The sequence below is a fragment of the Limnohabitans sp. TS-CS-82 genome (assembly GCF_002943475.1).
Map to the genome: position 1 here is coordinate 408,392 of NZ_PTQX01000001.1, position 17,615 is coordinate 426,006.

A 17,615-nucleotide genomic window follows, 5' to 3' on the forward strand; every position below is an offset into this window, starting at 1 on the left:
ACTTGACCCAAGCGGTCAAGGTCTTGGCGTACGCGTCAAAGTCTTTGATGGGACGCTTGGCCACACCCGAGGCTTCGGCCGCACGTGCCACCGCAGGCGCGATGCGCTGGATGAGGCGTGTGTCGAATGGCTTAGGAATGATGTTGTCCACACCAAAAGACAAATCCAAACCGGGGTAAGCGGCTTGCACTTCGGCGGTCACTTCCAACTTAGCCAAGTCGGCGATTTCGCGCACGCAGGCAATCTTCATCTCTTCGGTGATTTTGGTCGCACCGCAATCCAAAGCACCACGGAAGATGTACGGGAAGCACAACACGTTGTTCACTTGGTTGGGGTAGTCAGAGCGACCCGTGGCGATGATGCAATCAGGGCGCACAGCTTTGGCCAACTCGGGGCGAATCTCTGGCTCGGGGTTGGCCAAGGCCAAAATGAGTGGCTTGTCGGCCATGGTCTTGACCATGTCTTGTGTCAACACACCGGGCGCAGAGCAGCCCAAGAACACATCGGCACCATTGACCGCATCGGCCAACGTGCGTGCGTCTGTGGTTTGTGCGAAACGGGCTTTGGATTCGTCATAGCCACCAGGGCGGCCTTCGTAAATCACGCCTTTGGAGTCGCACACGTAAATGTTGGCCGCTTTCACGCCCAAACCCAAGAACACATCCAAGCAAGCCAAGGCCGCAGCGCCTGCACCCGACACGGCCACTTTGATGTTGGCAATGTCTTTGCCCGCCAACTCTAGGCCGTTCAGCATGGCGGCTGCAGAGATGATGGCGGTGCCGTGTTGGTCGTCGTGGAACACGGGGATACTCATGCGCTCGCGGAGTTTTTTCTCGATGTAGAAGCACTCGGGGGCTTTGATGTCTTCGAGGTTGATGCCACCAAAGGTGGGCTCCATGGCGGCGATGATGTCGACCAATTTGTCGGCGTCGTGTTCGTCGAGTTCGATGTCAAACACGTCAATGCCTGAGAACTTTTTGAACAAACAACCCTTGCCTTCCATCACAGGCTTACCGGCCAATGCGCCGATATCACCCAAGCCCAACACCGCTGTGCCGTTGGTGATGACGCCCACCAAGTTACCGCGACTGGTGTATTCGTAAGAGAGCTGCGGGTCTTTTTCGATCTCCAAACAAGGGTACGCCACGCCAGGTGAATAGGCCAAGCTCAGGTCGTGCTGGTTGTCCAGCGGATGAGTGGGCTCCACGCGAATCTTGCCCTTGGTGGGCGAGCGGTGGTATTCAAGTGCGGCGGTGCGTAATTCTTGTTCTGCTGGGGTCATGAGATGTCCGAACTGTATTTTTCAAAAAGGGCTCATATCCTAACGCGCGTACCTTTCCTTAAAGCCTGAACGGGCAAATACATACACTTACCCCCTTCTGTTTACATCTGCTCCGCAAAGTTCCACATGCAAGCCCTGCTCAACGCCATTGCCAACATGGCCATGCCCAACGATGCACAACGCATCTTCCACGGCCGAGGTGGCTTGCATCCGGGCTGCGAGCAATGGGCGTTAGACGCTTTTCCCCCAGTGCTGGTGTTGACCAGTTTTCAAGCGGTGAGCGACGACGAACTTGCCACGATCGGTGTCGCGCTGTCGACACGCTGGGCGCTGATTGCGACCGATCAGCCACTCAACTGGGTGTTTCAATGCCGCGCTGAAGGTCACCTTGAAACCCGCTTGATGAGCGGCACGGTGCCTGACCCACATGTGGTGACAGAGAACGGTGCGAGCTTTCGCGTGCATGTGCTCAAGGGCCAAAACCATGGGTTGTTTCTCGACATGGCCCAAGGCCGCGAATGGGTGCGCACGTTGGTGCACAACTACGGCGCTGACCAGCCGCGCCTGAAAGTGCTCAACCTGTTTGCCTACACCTGCGCCTTCTCAGTGGTGGCCCTGCAAGCGGGAGCCAAGCAAGTGGTGAACGTGGACATGAGCCACGGCGCGATGGCGATTGGCCAACAAAACCATCCGCTGAACGGCATCAGCACAGGTGCCACTTTTTTGATGCACGACATCTTCAAAACGTGGGGCAAGATCACGCGCAGCGGTCCTTATGGACTTGTCATCGTCGACCCACCCAGCTACCAAAAAGGCAGCTTCATCGCAACCAAAGACTACGCCAAACTCATGCGCCGTTTGCCTGAACTGCTGGCCCCTGGCGGCTACGCGCTGTTGTGCTTGAACGCGCCAGAGCTGGGCCTGGACTTTTTGCAAGACCAAATGCAAGCGCTCGCGCCTGAGTTGAATTTTGTAGAACGCGTGGCCAACCCTGCAGCGTTTGCCGATGTATCACCTGAACGGTCGCTCAAAGTGTTGGCTTATCAAATGCCCGCTCTGCCTGCATCAGTGGAGAACGCTGCATGAGGTCTCACATCTCCATCGTCAACGTCGACAACTGCGACACCTGGACCCGCTATCGCAACGGCCTGTGCAGCACCTGTGCGGCCAACTGCTGCACCATGCCGGTGGAAGTGAAATTGCCAGACTTGGTTCGCTTAGAGCTGGTCGACCCGTTTGAAGCTGAACACGAAGAGCCCAAACAAATTGCCAAGCGCTTGCAAAAAATGGGCGTGATCGAGCACTTCAATTTCAAGAACAGCATCTTCACCCTGTCGCGTCGCGCCAATGGCGACTGCCAAAACTTGGATGCCAAAACACGCCGTTGCACCGTGTATGAAAAAAGGCCCAACACCTGCAGGCTACATCCGCAAGTGGGGCCACGCCCCGGCTATTGCCCTTATGGGGCTGTGCGCGCTTAATTCAACGCATCCAACAAGTCTTGCGTGTCGCGGATGATGGGCTGCGCCAGCTGCAACAGCAAATGCCCGTCTACTGCCTGCTGAGCCCATCGGTTTGAGGCCTCAAGCACGGGGTGCGTATTCAGATAGTCGGGCACTTCAAAGTCAGGCGTTTGCTGCTTGAACGCCACCAACATGCTGAGGTAGCCCGAGAAATACAAACTGAACATCAACGCATTGGCTGCTTCTTGGGAAATTTCACGGCGCCCCACCAGTTGCAAAAACAAAGCCTTGGAGGTTTCAATCGTGGGCAATTCACTGGCGCTGAGTTGAAACTCTTCGTCCAAGGTTTTGCAAGCCTTGTCCCATTGCGCTTGCGCGTCTGTCATTTGGTTCATCATGTTGATTGTTTGCTTAGGCCAGCATTGTGCCTTTGCACTTCTTAGCCCCGCAGCGACAGGCGTATTTGGCTTTGAGTTCGTCAGTCATTGGCTCGTCACTTACCAGCCCATAGTTGAACGTCAACTCTTCACCGCGCCATATTTGGCGACGTGTTTTGATAAACACACGTCCCTTCAATTCAACTGGCTCGCAGTTGGGGCGGCATGAGTGGTTGATCCAGCGCGAAGCATTGCCGCCGTATAGGCCGTCAATCACGCGTGCATCGTCGATGTGAAAGTAAAACGTGTGCTCGGGGTTGCTCGGGTCATGCGGGTGGCGGCGCAAGGCCTCGGCCATGGAAATGATCTCGCCCACGTATTCGATGACGGTTTCGCCTGCGGCCATGGGGCTCAGGGCGAACACGCCTTTGCCGTGCACACGCGACGTCAACACTTCGATCTTCAATGGATTCCCTTATCTGGTTATTACGAAGCGCCACAACGGTTTGCAGGTGCTCGCGCTATGCTCATGGTAGCCAATCCATTTTAGAAAACTGCCATGAACGTCAACGCCGATTTCACCCTCAAAGCCGTGATGGACACCTATGCGCTGGCTTGGGAACCGTCCCCCATGGCTGGCGTTGAACGACAACCGCTGGATCGAGTAGGCGATGAAGTGGCCAGAGCCAGCAGCATTGTTCGATATGCAGCAGGCTCAGGCTACAGCGCACACACACATGGTGGCGGCGAAGAAATACTGGTGCTCGACGGCGTGTTTTCAGACGAGCACGGCCACTACCCTGCTGGCACTTACCTGCGCAACCCGCCGGGCAGCACGCACACACCGTTCTCGACTGAAGGCTGCACCTTGTTTGTGAAACTGCGACAGTTCCACCCTGCCGATACAACACCGGTGCAAATCGACACCCTCACCGCGCCTTGGTACCCAGGGCTGGTGGCGGGTTTGTCGGTGATGCCGCTGCACGACTTTGATGGCGTTGGCACTGCGCTGGTGCGCTGGGCGCACAACACACAGTTCAACCCGCATGTGCATCCGGGCGGCGAAGAAATTTTGGTGCTCAAAGGCGTGTTTCATGACGAGCACGGTTCTTACCCGCAAGGCACTTGGATTCGCAGCCCACGCTACAGCCGTCATGCGCCGTTCACGCAGTCAGAGGGTGCGCTGATTTATGTGAAAACGGGGCATTTGGATGACCCACTGACAGCATAGGTTTCAAACCTGGTCATCTCGGGCAATCCTTGCCACGCTGAGCTTGAGGCCCAGCATGCCAAAAATGCGGTTCATGGTTTGCACACTGCCATCGCTGCGCTCTTGCTCAATGTCTTGCATGGTTCGGTATGCCACGCCAGACAATTTGGCCATCTCGGCGGTGGTGATACGCATGGTCTTTTTCAGATGGCGAACGGCCTGCGGTAGCGACCATTCGGGGTGAGCCAGTACATCGTCGATGGCTTGTTGGCGCAGATCAAGCTGCTGCGCCAAGGTGAGTGTGTTGAAACGTTTATCCATGCGCGTTCTTAAACCAATGCTGTCAGCTCTGTGGCACGCGCCGACACGTATGGGCGCAGATGCCTAAACACTTGCGGCTCTAGCCCCATGGCGTCGCCAACAGCCGCGATGTGCTCTAGCGCGGGCACCATGGCCTTGAGTCCTTCGACCAATGGCGCACGTTGTACCAACGGTGGGACTTTTTTTCGCTGCCCGCGCTGGACTTGCTCGCCCAACTCGCACACCCGGTCTAGCACACGCCCCCAATTGGGTTGTCCGCCATCGTTACCTTCCCAACGAATGCGCCGCGCAATGCCATCGGGGTGCAGATACATGGGCGCGAAATCGTACAAGGGCGTGAGGGCAATATGCCCATTGAAATTCCGTTGCACAGCGGTGTTGCGTGCGTGGTTGTCTTTGTTACCCAAAGCCAAATTCACCACATCACGCTTGATGTACTCCAGCACTTCCGCTTGTGGATCGGTGCAATGACGCAGCAGTGCCACACACACTTGGTCATGCGTGGGCACAGACTCGAAGCCGGGCATACCGGTCAGCGTGGCAATACTTTCTTGCGCCAAACGCTGCACTTGGTCACCTTGCATGACACGGTCAAAACGAGGGATGAACAATGCCCGCTCGCGCAACACCAACGGCGCATGCACACGCAAACCCAACTGCTGTGCCAGTGTCATGTAAGACGCCTCATGTCGCAGGATGCTGGCCAACTGCCTGTCTGTGCCGCGTCCAAACTTGACGATGTAGTGCTGCACGGCCTGCTCATCTGGCAGGGTGTGGTCGAGGTACAGCAAGCCATCTTTGGCTCGGGTCAGCAACACCTTGGGCCACTCGCCTTGCACACCCGAAGAACCCGCCACAAACAAACCATACGAGGCGAGGTATTCAGAAAACTCGTCGCCGCGCTGCGCCACCTCTTGGTCGGTAAAGCCGCGCGTGGCACCCGCATGCGCGTCAAGCCATTGGGCGGCCTCTTTGACCCGCAAATGACCAATCGGGTTACCAGCGCCAGCCATCAGCAACTGCCAATCGGCAGGCACACCAGCGGTAGGCGACAGCCCGATGCGTTGCAACAACTCTTGCCGGCCAAAGCCTTGCGGCAGCATGTCAATCAAGAACACGGGCCAATGGTTGAGCTGCAAAGGCTCAAGCCCGACAGACCAACCAGCGCAGAGTGCGTGTGCATCTGTGGCACCTGCGTGAGCAAACGCCCAGTCCATCGCATAACCAGAATAGGTTTTGGCCTTCCACCCATCCGCCACATCGCCACTCAGGCGGACAGTGGCAACGTCGTGCCATGTGCCTTGGGCGTGCAATTGGAGTGTGCATATGTCATTCATATGCACGAAATTTTACATATATTAACCAATAAATCAAGTATTGATCGTACAGTTTTCCGTGCTTTTATTCAACAGTGACGCTCTTTGCTAAATTACGCGGCTTGTCCACATCAGTCCCCCGCGCACACGCCGTGTGATAGCTCAGCAACTGCAACGGCACCACATGCAAGATGGGTGAAAGCACGCCATAGTGTTCGGGCATGCGAATGACGTTCACGCCTTCGCTGCTTTCAATCTTCGTGTCGCCATCGGCCAGCACATACAGCACGCCACCACGGGCACGGACTTCTTGCATGTTGCTCTTGAGCTTTTCTAGCAAGGCGTCGTTAGGCGCCACCGTCACCACTGGCATGGCGCTGGTGACCAAGGCCAAGGGGCCGTGCTTCAACTCACCCGCAGCATAGGCCTCGGCATGGATGTAGGTGATTTCTTTGAGCTTCAACGCACCTTCCAGCGCAATGGGGTAATGCGTACCACGACCCAAGAACAAAGCGTTTTCTTTGCTGGCAAATTCTTGCGACCACGCGATGAGCTGCGGCTCTAGCGCCAGCACGGCTTGCAGCGCTGCGGGCAAGTGGCGCATGGCTTTGATGTGCGCAGCCTCTTCTTCATCACTCAAACGGCCTTTGGTTTGCGCCAAGGCCAAGGTGAGCAAGAACAAACCGGCCAGCTGCGTGGTGAAAGCTTTGGTCGATGCCACGCCAATCTCTGCGCCTGCGCGGGTGACGTAGGCCAGCTTGCACTCGCGCACCATGGCGCTGGTGGACACGTTGCAAATGGTGAGCGTTTTATCCATGCCCAAACCTTGCGCGTGACGCAGTGCGGCCAAGGTATCGGCCGTCTCGCCCGACTGGCTGATGGTGACCACCAAGCTGTTGGGGTTGGGCACCGATTCGCGGTAGCGGTACTCGCTGGCAATTTCCACTTGGCAAGGAATTTTGGCAATCGCTTCAATCCAATACTTGGCCACGCAGCCGCTGTAGTAGCTGGTACCGCAGGCGAGGATGAGCACGTTGTCGACGGCTTGAAACACGCGATGAGCGCTTGCGATCGTTTCACCGTTATCGCCGACGCCATCGAACAATTCAGGCGTGATGCCCTCAATGCCTTCGAGCGTGTCGGCAATGGCGCGCGGTTGCTCGAAGATTTCTTTTTGCATGTAATGGCGGTAAGGGCCTAACTCGGCTGCGCCGCTGTGCGCTTGCACAGTTTTGACTTCGCGTGTGACGGCTTTGTGGTGGCGGTCTTGCACCCAATATTTGCCGATTTGAATGTCCACCACATCGCCCTCTTCGAGGTAGACGATTTGGTCGGTCACGCCAGCCAAGGCCATGGCATCGCTGGCCAAAAAAGTTTCGCTGTGCTCTTTGCCCACACCCAAGATGAGCGGCGAGCCTGCGCGTGCGCCGATAACGCGGTGGGGTTCGTCTTTGTGAAACACGGCAATGGCATACGCGCCATGCAGCTGAACGATGGCCGCTTTGACGGCCTCAAACAAATCGCCGTTGTAGAGGCTGTCCACCAAGTGGGCAATGACCTCGGTGTCGGTTTGGCTCAAGAACTCGTAGCCCTTGGCTTGCAATGCAGCGCGCAGCTCGTCATGGTTTTCGATGATGCCGTTGTGCACCAGTGCCACGCGGCCCACCTTGTTAGGCACATCGCCTGTGTACACACCAGCGCCAGCACCTGTGCCGTGGCTGAAGTGGGGATGCGCGTTGTGCACCGCAGGCGCACCGTGCGTGGCCCAGCGTGTGTGGGCAATGCCAATGCCGCCTTCGATGTGATCAGCCTTGACTTGGTCCATCAGCTCAGACACGCGTGCCGTGCTGCGCGCACGCTGCAAGCCGCCCTGCTTCGCACCCAAGCTGGCCGAATGCACCGCCACGCCGCATGAGTCATAGCCACGGTATTCCAGTCGCTGCAAGCCTTGCACGAGGATGGGAACGATGTTGCGGGTAGAAACGGCGCCGACGATGCCACACATAAAGAGCACTCCTAAATTGGGTTGCCTAGATATTAAGCAGCCTTAAAAGAAATTTCTTGTTTATTTTTTGTAATATTTGAACGAAAATTCCACCAATAACTTATTTTGGAATTTAATTTCAATTAATTGTGATTTATGAAACAAGAATTTCTAGATGAGACCGATCTGAAGCTGCTAGACGCCTTGCAGCACGACGCCACACTCAGCAACGTGGCCTTGGCTGAGCGCTTCAAAATTTCACCGCCCACCTGCCTGCGCCGCGTCAAGCGGCTGACAGATGAGGGCTGGATAGAGCGACAAATCGCGGTGCTGAGCTCCGACAAGTTGGGCGAAGCACTAGGGCACGGCCTGACCGCTTTGGTGGAAGTGACGCTAGACGCACAAGGCGCAGAGCACCTAGACGCATTCGAACAACGCGCCTGCGCAGACGACACCGTGCAGCAATGTTGGCGCGTATCACCAGGGCCAGACTTTGTGTTGGTGGTGCAAGCGGCAGACATGCCCGACTATCTGGCCATCACGCAACGACTGCTCACGCAGGATGCGAATGTGCGTAATGTGAAAGCGTTTTTTGCGACCAAGCGGGCTAAGTTCACCAGCACTTGGCCGGTGTTGCGCAACGAATAAAAAAGGCAGCCTAGGCTGCCTTTTTCGTTTTAAGCCTTCGGCTTTTTCTCAGGCCGCTTGTAGTTAGCAATGCTGATCTGCTTGCCACGCGCCACACTCAGAGCGCCTACCTCGGTGCTCTTGGTAATGGTTGAGCCACCGCCCACTGTGCCGCCAGCACCAATGGTGACGGGGGCCACCAACACACAGTTGCTGCCCACATGCACATCGGCTTCGATGACGGTGCGGTGCTTGTTGGCCCCGTCGTAGTTGGCGGTGATGCTGCCTGCGCCGTAGTTGACGCGTTCGCCCACGGTGGCGTCGCCCAAGTAGGCCAAGTGGTTGGCTTTTGCGCCCTTAGCCATGGTGGAGTTTTTGACTTCCACGAAGTTGCCAATGTGCACTTCGGCGGCCAGCTGTGCGCCAGGGCGCAAGCGGGCGAATGGGCCGATCAATGCGCCCTCGCCCACGCTCACTCCCAGCTTTTCGCCGTCGATGTGTGTGAAGGGGTGAATCACTGCGCCGGCTTCAATGGTGCAGTTGGCAATGACGCAGTTCGCACCAATCTTCACGCCTTGGCCCAAGGACACATTGCCTTGGAAAATGCAGTTCACATCAATCTCAACGTCTTGCGCGCAGCTCAAGTGGCCGCGCACATCAAAGCGTGCGGGGTCGATGATGCGTACGCCGTCGGCCATAAAGGCATGGGCTTGGCGCAGCTGAAACGCGCGCTCTAGCTCGGCCAGTTGTGTGGGGCTGTTGACGCCCGCCACTTGAGCAGCATCTGAAATTTTGTGGGCGACCACCGGCACGCCATCGGCCTCGGCGAACTTGACCACATCGGTCAGATAAAACTCTTGCTGTGCGTTGTTGTTATCCAAGCGCGCAAGCCAAGGCTTGAGCAACTTGGCGGGCACGGCCATGATGCCGCTGTACACCTCGTTGATCGCGCGTTGTTCGTCGTTGGCATCTTTGTGCTCCACGATGGCATGCACTTGGCCGCTGGGGCTGCGCACGATTCGGCCGTAGCCTGTGGGGTCGGCAAAGTCGATGGTGAGGAGTGCCAGTTGTTTGCCGTCGCACAAGTCGAGCAAGGCTTGCAGTGTGTCCGCTTGCGTCAAAGGCACATCGCCTGACAACACCACCACCACGCCGTCGTCGGCCAACAAAGGCACGGCTTGTTGCACAGCATGGCCAGTGCCGAGCTGTGGCATTTGGCGGGCGAATTGCAAGTTGTCTGCGGCGTTGGCGGCCAACAAAGCGGGTTCGACTTGCTCTGCGCCATGACCAGTGATGACGATGGTGTGGCGCGCCTTCAACATGCGTGCGGTATCAATCACGTGCTGGACCAAAGCCTTGCCCGCTAGACGGTGCAAAACCTTAGGCATACTGCTCTTCATTCGGGTGCCCTTACCGGCAGCCATGATCACCACATCCAAAGCCTTCATGTCATTCATCCTTATCTTGCAAAGAATTATCCGCCATGCCTCTTTTGGTTTTGCACTGGCGGCACTCGTGGGTTTGAACGGTTGCAGCACCATCAAGCTGGTCTATAACCAAAGCGACGATCTGATTTATTGGTGGCTAGACAGCTATGCCGATTTTCAAGGCGAGCAAAAGCAATTCACCCGCGATGCGCTGACCGATTTGCAACGCTGGCACCGCCAGCAGCAACTGCCCGAATACGTGACCTTGCTCAAACGCATGCAAGCCATGGCGCCGAATGACATCACGCCCGCGCAAGTGTGTGCAGTGACCGAGGATATGAAAAGCAGCTTTGTCACCCTGCTGCGCTTTGTAGAACCCGCCAACGCGAAGCTGGCCACGCAGCTCAAGCCCGAACAGCTGCGCAACATTCGCCAACGCTTTGACAAGACCAACAAAACTTGGAAAGAGGATTGGCTAGACCCGAACGCCGAAGACCGTTTGCGTTTTCGCACCAAGCAAGCCACCAACCGCCTGGAAGACTTTTACGGCCACCTCGACAAGCCGCAACGCGATGTGCTGCATAAGTGGCTGAGTGAATCCATCTTCGACCCTAAACTGAGCTATGCCGAGCGAGAGCGCCGCCAAGCCGACAGCATGCAAACCTTTCAGCGCATGGCCCAAGAAGGCAGCGCCACGGCGCAAGCGCAAAGCATGTTGCGCGGTTTGACCGAACGCAGCTTTAACTCACCCAATGAGCGCTACCGCGCCTACAACCGCGAACTGTGGAATGAAAACTGCGATGGCTTTGCCAAGCTGCATAACAGCACCACGCCAGCTCAACGCCAGCGCATGCTGGAAGCACTGCGTGGCTACGAAGCTGATTTCAAAGTTTTGATGGCGCAAAAGTAAGCGCCCTAAGCCAAATGAGGCTTAACCCATCGGCCAAACCACCCCGTTGTCGTTAAGCAGCGCATCCAGCGGCATGTCATGCGCCTCGGGCATCAAGTCAGGCAAAAAGCCGTGGGTAAAGCCCAAGCCTGCCGTGAACGGCTTGGGCTGCAAGGTGGCCAAAGTGCGGTCATAAAAACCACCGCCATAGCCCAATCTAAATCCACCCGGCCCATAGCCCACGCAGGGAACAAACAACAAAGTGGGCACGATCACTTCGGTGTCTTTGGGTTTGGGAATGCCATAAGCATCTTCTTCCATCGGGCAGCCTGGGTACCACGCATGAAAGGTGAGTGTTTTGTGGGCCTTGTCCACCACGGGCAAACCAATGCGGCGGCGCTGTGGTTCGTCCAACAACTCGCCGTCTTCTTTCCAGCGGTGCAAGGCAGGCAGTGGGTCAAACTCGCCCTTGATGGGCCAATAAGCACCAATCACCGTGTCGGGTCGGTTGAACAACCAAATGCGCATCACGCGCTGCAACATGTCGGCCCGTTCCAGCCTATCGGGCATGTTCAAACGCTCTTCAATGAGCTGCTGGCGCAAGGTTTTTTTGTCCACAGATAATCAAGCCATGAAATTTCGAGTCATTGTGTCATTGTTTGCCAGCGTTTTCCTTGCGTTTGGTGCCGTTCAACCCAGCTTAGCCGCGCCCTCGGCCAACAACGCGCAGGCCGATACGGTCATCACCGACATGGCCCAAGCCTTCAAGCGCGGCGACCGCAAGCGCCTGAGCGCCCTGCTGCCCCAAGCCAAAGGCCACACGCTCGAGCCTTGGGCTGCGTATTGGGAACTCAAAGCACGCTTAGACGAAGCCTCTTCACAAGAAGTGCGCGCCTTCTTTACCCGCTACCCCGCCACCTACCAAGAAGACCGCTTGCGCAACGACTGGCTGCTTCTCTTGGGCCAACGCCGCGACTGGACCACGCTCAGCGACGAACACCCCCACTACCGCATGCGCGATGACCGCGAACTGCGCTGCTACTTTTTAACGATTGAGTTGCTCGAAAAAGGCCCACAAGCCAGCGCATCCATTGCCGATGAGGTACGCAAAAACTGGATGGGCATGAAAGAGGCCGACGACGGCTGCACCTTGGCCGCTGACCGTCTGTACTTCACCAAGCAATTCACCGCGCTCGACATTTGGCGCAAAGCCCGATTGATGGTGGAACACAACCGCCCACGCACCGCACGCAACGCCGTACAAATCGTGGCACCCGACGCCGCCAACGTGGTGCCCGACGCCATCAACAACGCAGAAAAGTTTTTGGCCAAGCACATCGCCGCACCGCAGAAAGTGCGCCAAGAGTTGGTCGTCATGGCCCTCATCAAAGTAGCCACCAGTGATGCCGACAAAGCCGACAAACTGATGCGCAACAAGTGGCAGCCTTACCTCACCACCGAAGAGCGCCATTGGGTGTGGGGCGTGATTGGCCGTCAATCCGCCATGCGCCTGGATGACGACGCGCTCACACACTTCGCCCGCGTGTCGCACGACAAAGACCTCAACGACGACATGTTGGGCTGGAAAGCTCGCGCCGCCTTGCGCGCTGGCAATACGCCCAAATGGCCCGTGGTGGAAAGTGCCATCAGCCACATGAGTGCTGAGGCACGCAAAGACCCTACGTGGGTGTATTGGTACGCCCGTGCCTTGCTGGCCCGCAAAAAAGTAACGCCGCAAATTCAACAAGAAGCCAATGCCATGCTCGAAGGCATTGCAGGCGTGCGCGGTTTTTACGAGCAACTCGCCCTCGAAGAACTGGGCCGCAAAGTGAGCGCACCCGCACGCCCACCGGCACCTACCGCTGAAGAAATGGATTCGGCCCGCCGCAACCCATCGCTACAACGCGCGCTCTACGCCATTGGTATGGGCTTGCGCTCTGAGGGCGTGCGCGAATGGAACTACGCCACCAACCTCGTCAACGCCGAAGGCAAAGCGGGCATGATGAGCGACCGCGAACTGCTGGCCGCTGCGCAAGTCGCCTGCGACAACCAAGTGTGGGATCGCTGCATCAACACCAGCGAACGCACCCGTGCCGCCATCGACTTTGAGCAACGCTTCCCCATGCCGCACAAAGACGCCGTCATTGCGCGCGCCAAAACCATCAACCTCGACCCCGCCTATGTGTATGGTTTGATTCGCCAAGAAAGCCGCTTCGTCACCGATGCACGCTCACACGTGGGTGCCTCGGGTCTCATGCAAGTTATGCCCGCCACGGCCAAGTGGACGGCACGCAAAATTGGTTTGACTGGCTTCACACCCGACCAAATCAGCGACCGCGACACCAACATCGCCATCGGCACCGGCTACTTGAAACTGGTGCTCGACAGCTTTGAAGGTTCCATGCCCTTAGCTGCCGGCGCGTACAACGCAGGCCCCAGCCGCTCACGCCGCTGGCGTGCCCCCAACGACGGCACCGGCCCCGTACTGGAAGGCGCCATCTGGGCAGAGAACGTGCCTTTTAATGAGACGCGCGACTATGTGAAAAAAGTGTTGTCCAACACCACCAACTACGCCGCGCTCATCACAGGCCAGCCGCAGTCGCTCAAAGCCAAGCTAGGGCTGGTGGGGCCGCGCTCGGTGTCAGCACCGGCTGAGAATTTGGATTTACCTTGATGTGTTGAGCTTTTGCTGAAGACATAAAAAAACGCCTTGCAGTGCAAGGCGTTTTTGGTGGTGCTAACTTGGCTTAGAAACGGTAGCCAGCTGAGACACCAAAGCCTTTAGCTGTGCCGCCATCTTTCTTAGAGAACACCATGTAATCGGCTTGAGCGTACCAATCTTTGTTGATTTGAGTTTGGAAGCCTGCACCATAAGACACAGAATTCACAGTGTCACCAGTCGCACTGATGTTGCCAACAGAGGCAGTCAACTTTGCACTCGTGTAGCCAATACGAGCAAACACTTCTGTGTCTTTAGCCACTTCAAATTTAGGTTTCAGGTACACGCCATAGCCAGAAACAGCAACATCTACATCTACATTGGTGTTGGTGTTGGTGTTGAGCACTTTTACGCTGTCCTTGGATGCGGTAAAAACATACACACCTTCAACAGCCAAATTGTTGTTGATGTTCTTACCTAAGGTAAGACGCGCGGCCACAGGCGTAATGTCTGTTGTTCCACCAGTAATCTTCATTGGCATCAAACCACCTTCAACATAGAAGTCTTTTGGTGCAGATTGAGCGCTAGCCACACCGGCCGTAGCTACCAAGACGAGAGAAGCCAACACGCGGCTGATCGTTTTCATAAATATCCTTAACTTTAAAATTTGGCAATTTGCCAAGGTTCGTAAATTCACCCACTTATGTGAGTGCGCAACCCACACCGAATTAACACTATGGTATGCACTTATGATTGTATTTAATTTTTTAACTAATTAATACTATAAATTATTAAGTACTCAATTGCGGTCTGTGTTTAGGCACAGGCGACTCGAAAAGCACCGCGCAAATGATGCTTTTTAATGGTCAAGCTCTTGAAATTGCCCTGAATGACCTAAAATTAGCACTCAATGATGGCGAGTGCTAACAGCACCCCGTCAGTGGCTTTCCCGGCGCTCAGACTGTCTGAGCGCTTTGCTTTCAAACCCTTAGCTCTTATTTGGAGATGCAATGAAACTTCGTCCTCTCGGCGACCGCGTGATCGTGAAACGTATCGACAGCGAAACAAAAACTGCCTCAGGCATCGTGATTCCTGACTCAGCTGCTGAAAAGCCTGATCAAGGTGAAGTCTTGGCCGTCGGCCCAGGCAAGACCAACGACAAAGGCGAGATCAAAGCCTTGTCTGTCAAAGTCGGCGACCGCGTGTTGTTCGGCAAGTACAGCGGCCAAACCGTCAAGGTGGCTGGCGACGAACTGTTGGTCATGAAAGAAGAAGACCTGTTCGCTGTTGTCGAATAAGTTCACGAATTCAGAAATTTAAGGAAATATCAAAATGGCAGCAAAAGACGTAATTTTCGGCGGCGAAGCCCGCGCACGCATGGTTGAAGGCGTGAACATTTTGGCCAACGCGGTCAAAGTGACTTTGGGCCCTAAGGGTCGTAACGTGGTGTTGGAGCGTTCTTTCGGCGCCCCTACCGTGACCAAAGACGGCGTGTCTGTGGCCAAAGAAATCGAACTCAAAGACAAGTTGCAAAACATGGGCGCTCAGATGGTCAAGGAAGTTGCTTCCAAGACTTCTGACAACGCTGGTGACGGCACAACAACCGCTACCGTGTTGGCTCAAGCAATCGTGCGCGAAGGCATGAAGTACGTTGCCGCCGGCATGAACCCCATGGACTTGAAGCGCGGTATCGACAAAGCAGTTGCAGCTTTGATCGAAGAGTTGAAGAAAGCCACCAAGGCAACTACAACCACCAAAGAAATCGCTCAAGTCGGTTCTATCTCTGCTAACAGCGACCACAGCATTGGCGAAATCATCGCTAACGCCATGGAAAAAGTGGGCAAAGAAGGCGTTATCACTGTGGAAGACGGTAAGTCATTGAACAACGAACTCGACGTTGTGGAAGGCATGCAATTCGACCGCGGCTACCTGTCTCCTTACTTCATCAACAGCCCAGAAAAGCAAGCTGCTTTGTTGGACAACCCATTCGTGTTGTTGTTTGACAAGAAGATCAGCAACATCCGCGACTTGTTGCCTACATTGGAAGCCGTTGCAAAAGCTGGCCGTCCTTTGTTGATCATTGCTGAAGAAGTTGAAGGCGAAGCCTTGGCTACTTTGGTGGTGAACACCATCCGTGGCATCTTGAAGGTTGTGGCTGTCAAGGCTCCAGGCTTCGGCGATCGTCGCAAAGCCATGTTGGAAGACATCGCCATCTTGACCGGCGGCAAAGTGATTGCTGAAGAAGTCGGCCTGACCCTCGAAAAAGTAACTTTGGCTGACCTCGGCCAAGCCAAGCGCATCGAAGTGGGCAAAGAAAACACCATCATCATCGACGGCGCTGGTGCAGCTGCTGACATCGAAGCCCGCGTCAAACAAGTGCGCGTGCAAATTGAAGAAGCCACATCTGACTACGACCGCGAAAAACTGCAAGAGCGCGTGGCCAAGTTGGCTGGCGGTGTTGCCGTGATCAAGGTGGGCGCTGCCACCGAAGTCGAGATGAAAGAAAAGAAAGCCCGCGTGGAAGACGCATTGCACGCCACTCGCGCTGCTGTGGAAGAAGGCATCGTGGCTGGCGGCGGCGTGGCTTTGCTGCGTGCTCGTCAAACTGCTGGCACCATCAAAGGTGACAACGCTGACCAAGACGCCGGTATCAAACTGGTGTTGAAAGCCATCGAAGCCCCTTTGCGCGAAATCGTTTACAACGCTGGTGGCGAGCCATCCGTTGTGGTGAACGCAGTGTTGGCTGGTACAGGCAACTACGGCTTCAACGCAGCGAACGACACCTACGGTGACATGATCGAAATGGGCATCTTGGACCCAACCAAAGTGACACGCACTGCTTTGCAAAACGCAGCGTCAGTGGCTAGCTTGATGTTGACCACCGAGTGCATGGTTTCAGAAGCACCAAAAGACGAAGCCGGCGGCGGCATGCCTGATATGGGTGGCATGGGCGGCATGGGTGGTATGGGCGGCATGGGCATGTAATTGCCTCGCTGCTTTGCCTGAGCACTTCGGTGCTCTTGCCAAACAAAAAAGCCCCGTAATTACTTGCGGGGCTTTTTTCCGTCTCTACTCAGCATGCTTAGTGCATCAATGCTTCAAGCTTGACCGCATCCACACAGAACGCGCGAATGCCTTCAGCCAACTTCTCTGTGGCCATGGCATCTTCATTCATTGCATAACGGAACGACGCCTCGGTGTGATGCACAGCTGGCAAGTCCAGCTGCAATGCAGCCGATGCACTGAGGGCTTGCGTTAACGGCTCGTTGCTAGCGCCCAACTGCGCCAGCAACTCAGGCGCAATGGTCAGCAAATCGCAACCTGCCAACGCGGTGATTTGCCCCACGTTTCTAAAGCTCGCGCCCATCACCTCAGTCTTGATGCCGTGGCGTTTGTAATGGTTGTAAATCGCACGGACTGACTTGACACCGGGGTCGTTGGCATTGGCGTTGTCAGCTTCGATCCACGCACTGCCTGCAGACTTTTTGTACCAGTCGTAAATGCGGCCCACGAAGGGGGAAATGAGTTGCACCTTCGCATCACCACACGCCACCGCTTGGGCGAATGAGAACAGCAAGGTCAGGTTGGTGCGAATGCCTTCACGCTCTAGCTCGGCAGCGGCTTGAATGCCTTCCCAAGTGGACGCGATTTTGATGAGCACGCGCTCGCGCTTCACACCTTGCGCCTCGTACAAGGCCATGATGCGTTTGGCGCGAGCCACGGTGGCTGCTGTGTCAAAGCTCAAACGGGCATCCACTTCGGTGGACACGCGGCCGGGAATGGTGGCCAAAATCTCGCAGCCGAAGCGCACCAACAAACGGTCGATCTGCGCGTCCATGGACTCGTTGCCGTGAGCAGCCACGGTGTCTTTGAGCAGGGGCAAGTATTCGGGCTTTTGCACCGCTTTGAGAATCAGCGATGGATTGGTGGTGGCGTCTTGCGGCTGGAACTGGGCGAGTTGCTTGAAGTCGCCAGTGTCGGCCACGACGGTGGTGAATTGCTTGAGGGCGTCGAGTTGGTTCATGCTGTGATTATCCTGTGCTCGCGCAAGCGCCGCGGT

17 protein-coding genes and 1 pseudogene are annotated in these 17,615 nt (G+C 56.0%); 8 read left to right on the plus strand and 10 right to left on the minus strand.

Annotated features, from left to right (window positions below; translation table 11 throughout):
- Positions 1-4 precede the first annotated feature (4 nt).
- Positions 5-1,282 (minus strand): annotated as a pseudogene (locus tag C5F52_RS01865) (malic enzyme-like NAD(P)-binding protein); the annotation flags it as partial.
- 126 nt (positions 1,283-1,408) lie between these two features.
- Here C5F52_RS01865 and C5F52_RS01870 point away from each other — a divergent pair.
- A complete protein-coding gene (locus tag C5F52_RS01870; RefSeq protein ID WP_104796622.1) occupies positions 1,409-2,368 on the plus strand; it encodes a class I SAM-dependent methyltransferase in 960 nt (319 codons plus the stop codon).
- Positions 2,365-2,763, plus strand: a complete 399-nt coding sequence (locus tag C5F52_RS01875; RefSeq protein WP_104796623.1) for a YkgJ family cysteine cluster protein — start codon at positions 2,365-2,367, stop codon at positions 2,761-2,763. Before C5F52_RS01870 ends, C5F52_RS01875 begins: the two co-directional genes overlap by 4 nt.
- On the opposite strand, the gene C5F52_RS01880 is transcribed toward C5F52_RS01875, so the two are convergent.
- Together C5F52_RS01880 and C5F52_RS01885 are read right to left on the minus strand one after the other, a co-directional pair.
- Positions 2,760-3,143, minus strand: coding sequence for a hypothetical protein (locus tag C5F52_RS01880; RefSeq protein ID WP_104796624.1), 384 nt, complete (start codon positions 3,141-3,143; stop codon positions 2,760-2,762). The two genes, C5F52_RS01875 and C5F52_RS01880, sit on opposite strands and share 4 nt — an antisense overlap.
- Positions 3,144-3,156: 13 nt before the next feature.
- Positions 3,157-3,588 (minus strand): SET domain-containing protein, encoded by a 432-nt coding sequence (locus C5F52_RS01885; RefSeq protein ID WP_255416342.1) that lies wholly within the window; start codon positions 3,586-3,588, stop codon positions 3,157-3,159.
- A 93-nt stretch (positions 3,589-3,681) separates the two neighbouring features.
- Between C5F52_RS01885 and C5F52_RS01890 the strand changes: the two genes are divergently transcribed.
- Complete coding sequence (locus C5F52_RS01890) at positions 3,682-4,353, plus strand: cupin domain-containing protein (RefSeq protein ID WP_104796625.1); 672 nt, start codon at positions 3,682-3,684, stop codon at positions 4,351-4,353.
- A gap of 3 nt (positions 4,354-4,356) precedes the next feature.
- Here C5F52_RS01890 and C5F52_RS01895 read toward each other — a convergent pair whose 3' ends face one another.
- The 3 genes from C5F52_RS01895 to glmS all read right to left on the minus strand — a co-directional run bounded on the left by C5F52_RS01895 (position 4,357) and on the right by glmS (position 7,974).
- Positions 4,357-4,653, minus strand: a complete 297-nt coding sequence (locus C5F52_RS01895; RefSeq protein ID WP_104796626.1) for a transcriptional regulator — start codon at positions 4,651-4,653, stop codon at positions 4,357-4,359.
- Positions 4,654-4,661: 8 nt separating this feature from the next.
- Positions 4,662-5,990 (minus strand): type II toxin-antitoxin system HipA family toxin, encoded by a 1,329-nt coding sequence (locus C5F52_RS01900; protein ID WP_104796627.1) that lies wholly within the window; start codon positions 5,988-5,990, stop codon positions 4,662-4,664.
- Positions 5,991-6,054: 64 nt separating this feature from the next.
- The gene (gene glmS, locus C5F52_RS01905) at positions 6,055-7,974 is read right to left on the minus strand and encodes a glutamine--fructose-6-phosphate transaminase (isomerizing) (RefSeq protein WP_104796628.1); all 1,920 of its coding nucleotides are present in this window, start codon (positions 7,972-7,974) and stop codon (positions 6,055-6,057) included.
- Positions 7,975-8,109: 135 nt separating this feature from the next.
- Here glmS and C5F52_RS01910 point away from each other — a divergent pair, with 135 nt between their 5' ends.
- Positions 8,110-8,601 carry an Lrp/AsnC family transcriptional regulator gene (locus tag C5F52_RS01910; protein ID WP_104796629.1) on the plus strand — a complete coding sequence of 164 codons (492 nt, stop codon included), beginning with the start codon at positions 8,110-8,112 and terminating at the stop codon, positions 8,599-8,601.
- 29 nt (positions 8,602-8,630) lie between these two features.
- Here the strand turns inward: C5F52_RS01910 and glmU are convergent, their stop codons facing one another.
- On the minus strand, positions 8,631-10,028 hold the full coding sequence (glmU, locus tag C5F52_RS01915; protein WP_104796630.1) for a bifunctional UDP-N-acetylglucosamine diphosphorylase/glucosamine-1-phosphate N-acetyltransferase GlmU: 1,398 nt from the start codon (positions 10,026-10,028) through the stop codon (positions 8,631-8,633).
- Between glmU and C5F52_RS01920 the strand changes: the two genes are divergently transcribed.
- Positions 10,027-10,917 (plus strand): DUF6279 family lipoprotein, encoded by an 891-nt coding sequence (locus tag C5F52_RS01920; protein ID WP_104796631.1) that lies wholly within the window; start codon positions 10,027-10,029, stop codon positions 10,915-10,917. The two genes, glmU and C5F52_RS01920, sit on opposite strands and share 2 nt — an antisense overlap.
- 21 nt (positions 10,918-10,938) lie before the next feature.
- Here C5F52_RS01920 and C5F52_RS01925 read toward each other — a convergent pair whose 3' ends face one another.
- On the minus strand, positions 10,939-11,514 hold the full coding sequence (locus C5F52_RS01925; RefSeq protein WP_104796632.1) for a 5-formyltetrahydrofolate cyclo-ligase: 576 nt from the start codon (positions 11,512-11,514) through the stop codon (positions 10,939-10,941).
- A 13-nt stretch (positions 11,515-11,527) separates the two neighbouring features.
- On the opposite strand from C5F52_RS01925, the gene C5F52_RS01930 reads away from it, so the two are divergent.
- Positions 11,528-13,570, plus strand: a complete 2,043-nt coding sequence (locus C5F52_RS01930) for a lytic transglycosylase domain-containing protein (protein WP_104796633.1) — start codon at positions 11,528-11,530, stop codon at positions 13,568-13,570.
- A gap of 73 nt (positions 13,571-13,643) precedes the next feature.
- Here the strand turns inward: C5F52_RS01930 and C5F52_RS01935 are convergent, their stop codons facing one another.
- Complete coding sequence (locus tag C5F52_RS01935; RefSeq protein ID WP_104796634.1) at positions 13,644-14,201, minus strand: porin family protein; 558 nt, start codon at positions 14,199-14,201, stop codon at positions 13,644-13,646.
- A gap of 364 nt (positions 14,202-14,565) precedes the next feature.
- Between C5F52_RS01935 and groES the strand changes: the two genes are divergently transcribed.
- Together groES and groL are read left to right on the plus strand one after the other, a co-directional pair.
- Positions 14,566-14,853, plus strand: coding sequence for a co-chaperone GroES (gene groES, locus C5F52_RS01940; protein WP_104796635.1), 288 nt, complete (start codon positions 14,566-14,568; stop codon positions 14,851-14,853).
- A gap of 34 nt (positions 14,854-14,887) precedes the next feature.
- Positions 14,888-16,540, plus strand: coding sequence for a chaperonin GroEL (groL, locus tag C5F52_RS01945; protein WP_104796636.1), 1,653 nt, complete (start codon positions 14,888-14,890; stop codon positions 16,538-16,540).
- A 97-nt stretch (positions 16,541-16,637) separates the two neighbouring features.
- On the opposite strand, the gene tal is transcribed toward groL, so the two are convergent.
- Positions 16,638-17,579, minus strand: a complete 942-nt coding sequence (gene tal / locus C5F52_RS01950) for a transaldolase (protein ID WP_104796637.1) — start codon at positions 17,577-17,579, stop codon at positions 16,638-16,640.
- Between the last annotated feature and the right edge of the window lie 36 nt (positions 17,580-17,615).

Bases quoted from the DNA above. Each gene is read 5' to 3' on its own strand.
- C5F52_RS01870 (WP_104796622.1), top strand. From the start codon at position 1,409: ATGCAAGCCCTGCTCAACGCCATTGCCAACATGGCCATGCCCAACGAT.
- C5F52_RS01875 (WP_104796623.1), top strand. From the start codon at position 2,365: ATGAGGTCTCACATCTCCATCGTCAACGTCGACAACTGCGACACCTGG.
- C5F52_RS01880 (WP_104796624.1), bottom strand. From the start codon at position 3,143: ATGATGAACCAAATGACAGACGCGCAAGCGCAATGGGACAAGGCTTGC.
- C5F52_RS01890 (WP_104796625.1), top strand. From the start codon at position 3,682: ATGAACGTCAACGCCGATTTCACCCTCAAAGCCGTGATGGACACCTAT.
- C5F52_RS01895 (WP_104796626.1), bottom strand. From the start codon at position 4,653: ATGGATAAACGTTTCAACACACTCACCTTGGCGCAGCAGCTTGATCTG.
- C5F52_RS01900 (WP_104796627.1), bottom strand. From the start codon at position 5,990: ATGAATGACATATGCACACTCCAATTGCACGCCCAAGGCACATGGCAC.
- glmS (WP_104796628.1), bottom strand. From the start codon at position 7,974: ATGTGTGGCATCGTCGGCGCCGTTTCTACCCGCAACATCGTTCCCATC.
- C5F52_RS01910 (WP_104796629.1), top strand. From the start codon at position 8,110: ATGAAACAAGAATTTCTAGATGAGACCGATCTGAAGCTGCTAGACGCC.
- C5F52_RS01920 (WP_104796631.1), top strand. From the start codon at position 10,027: ATGTCATTCATCCTTATCTTGCAAAGAATTATCCGCCATGCCTCTTTT.
- glmU (WP_104796630.1), bottom strand. From the start codon at position 10,028: ATGAAGGCTTTGGATGTGGTGATCATGGCTGCCGGTAAGGGCACCCGA.
- C5F52_RS01930 (WP_104796633.1), top strand. From the start codon at position 11,528: ATGAAATTTCGAGTCATTGTGTCATTGTTTGCCAGCGTTTTCCTTGCG.
- C5F52_RS01935 (WP_104796634.1), bottom strand. From the start codon at position 14,201: ATGAAAACGATCAGCCGCGTGTTGGCTTCTCTCGTCTTGGTAGCTACG.
- groES (WP_104796635.1), top strand. From the start codon at position 14,566: ATGAAACTTCGTCCTCTCGGCGACCGCGTGATCGTGAAACGTATCGAC.
- groL (WP_104796636.1), top strand. From the start codon at position 14,888: ATGGCAGCAAAAGACGTAATTTTCGGCGGCGAAGCCCGCGCACGCATG.
- tal (WP_104796637.1), bottom strand. From the start codon at position 17,579: ATGAACCAACTCGACGCCCTCAAGCAATTCACCACCGTCGTGGCCGAC.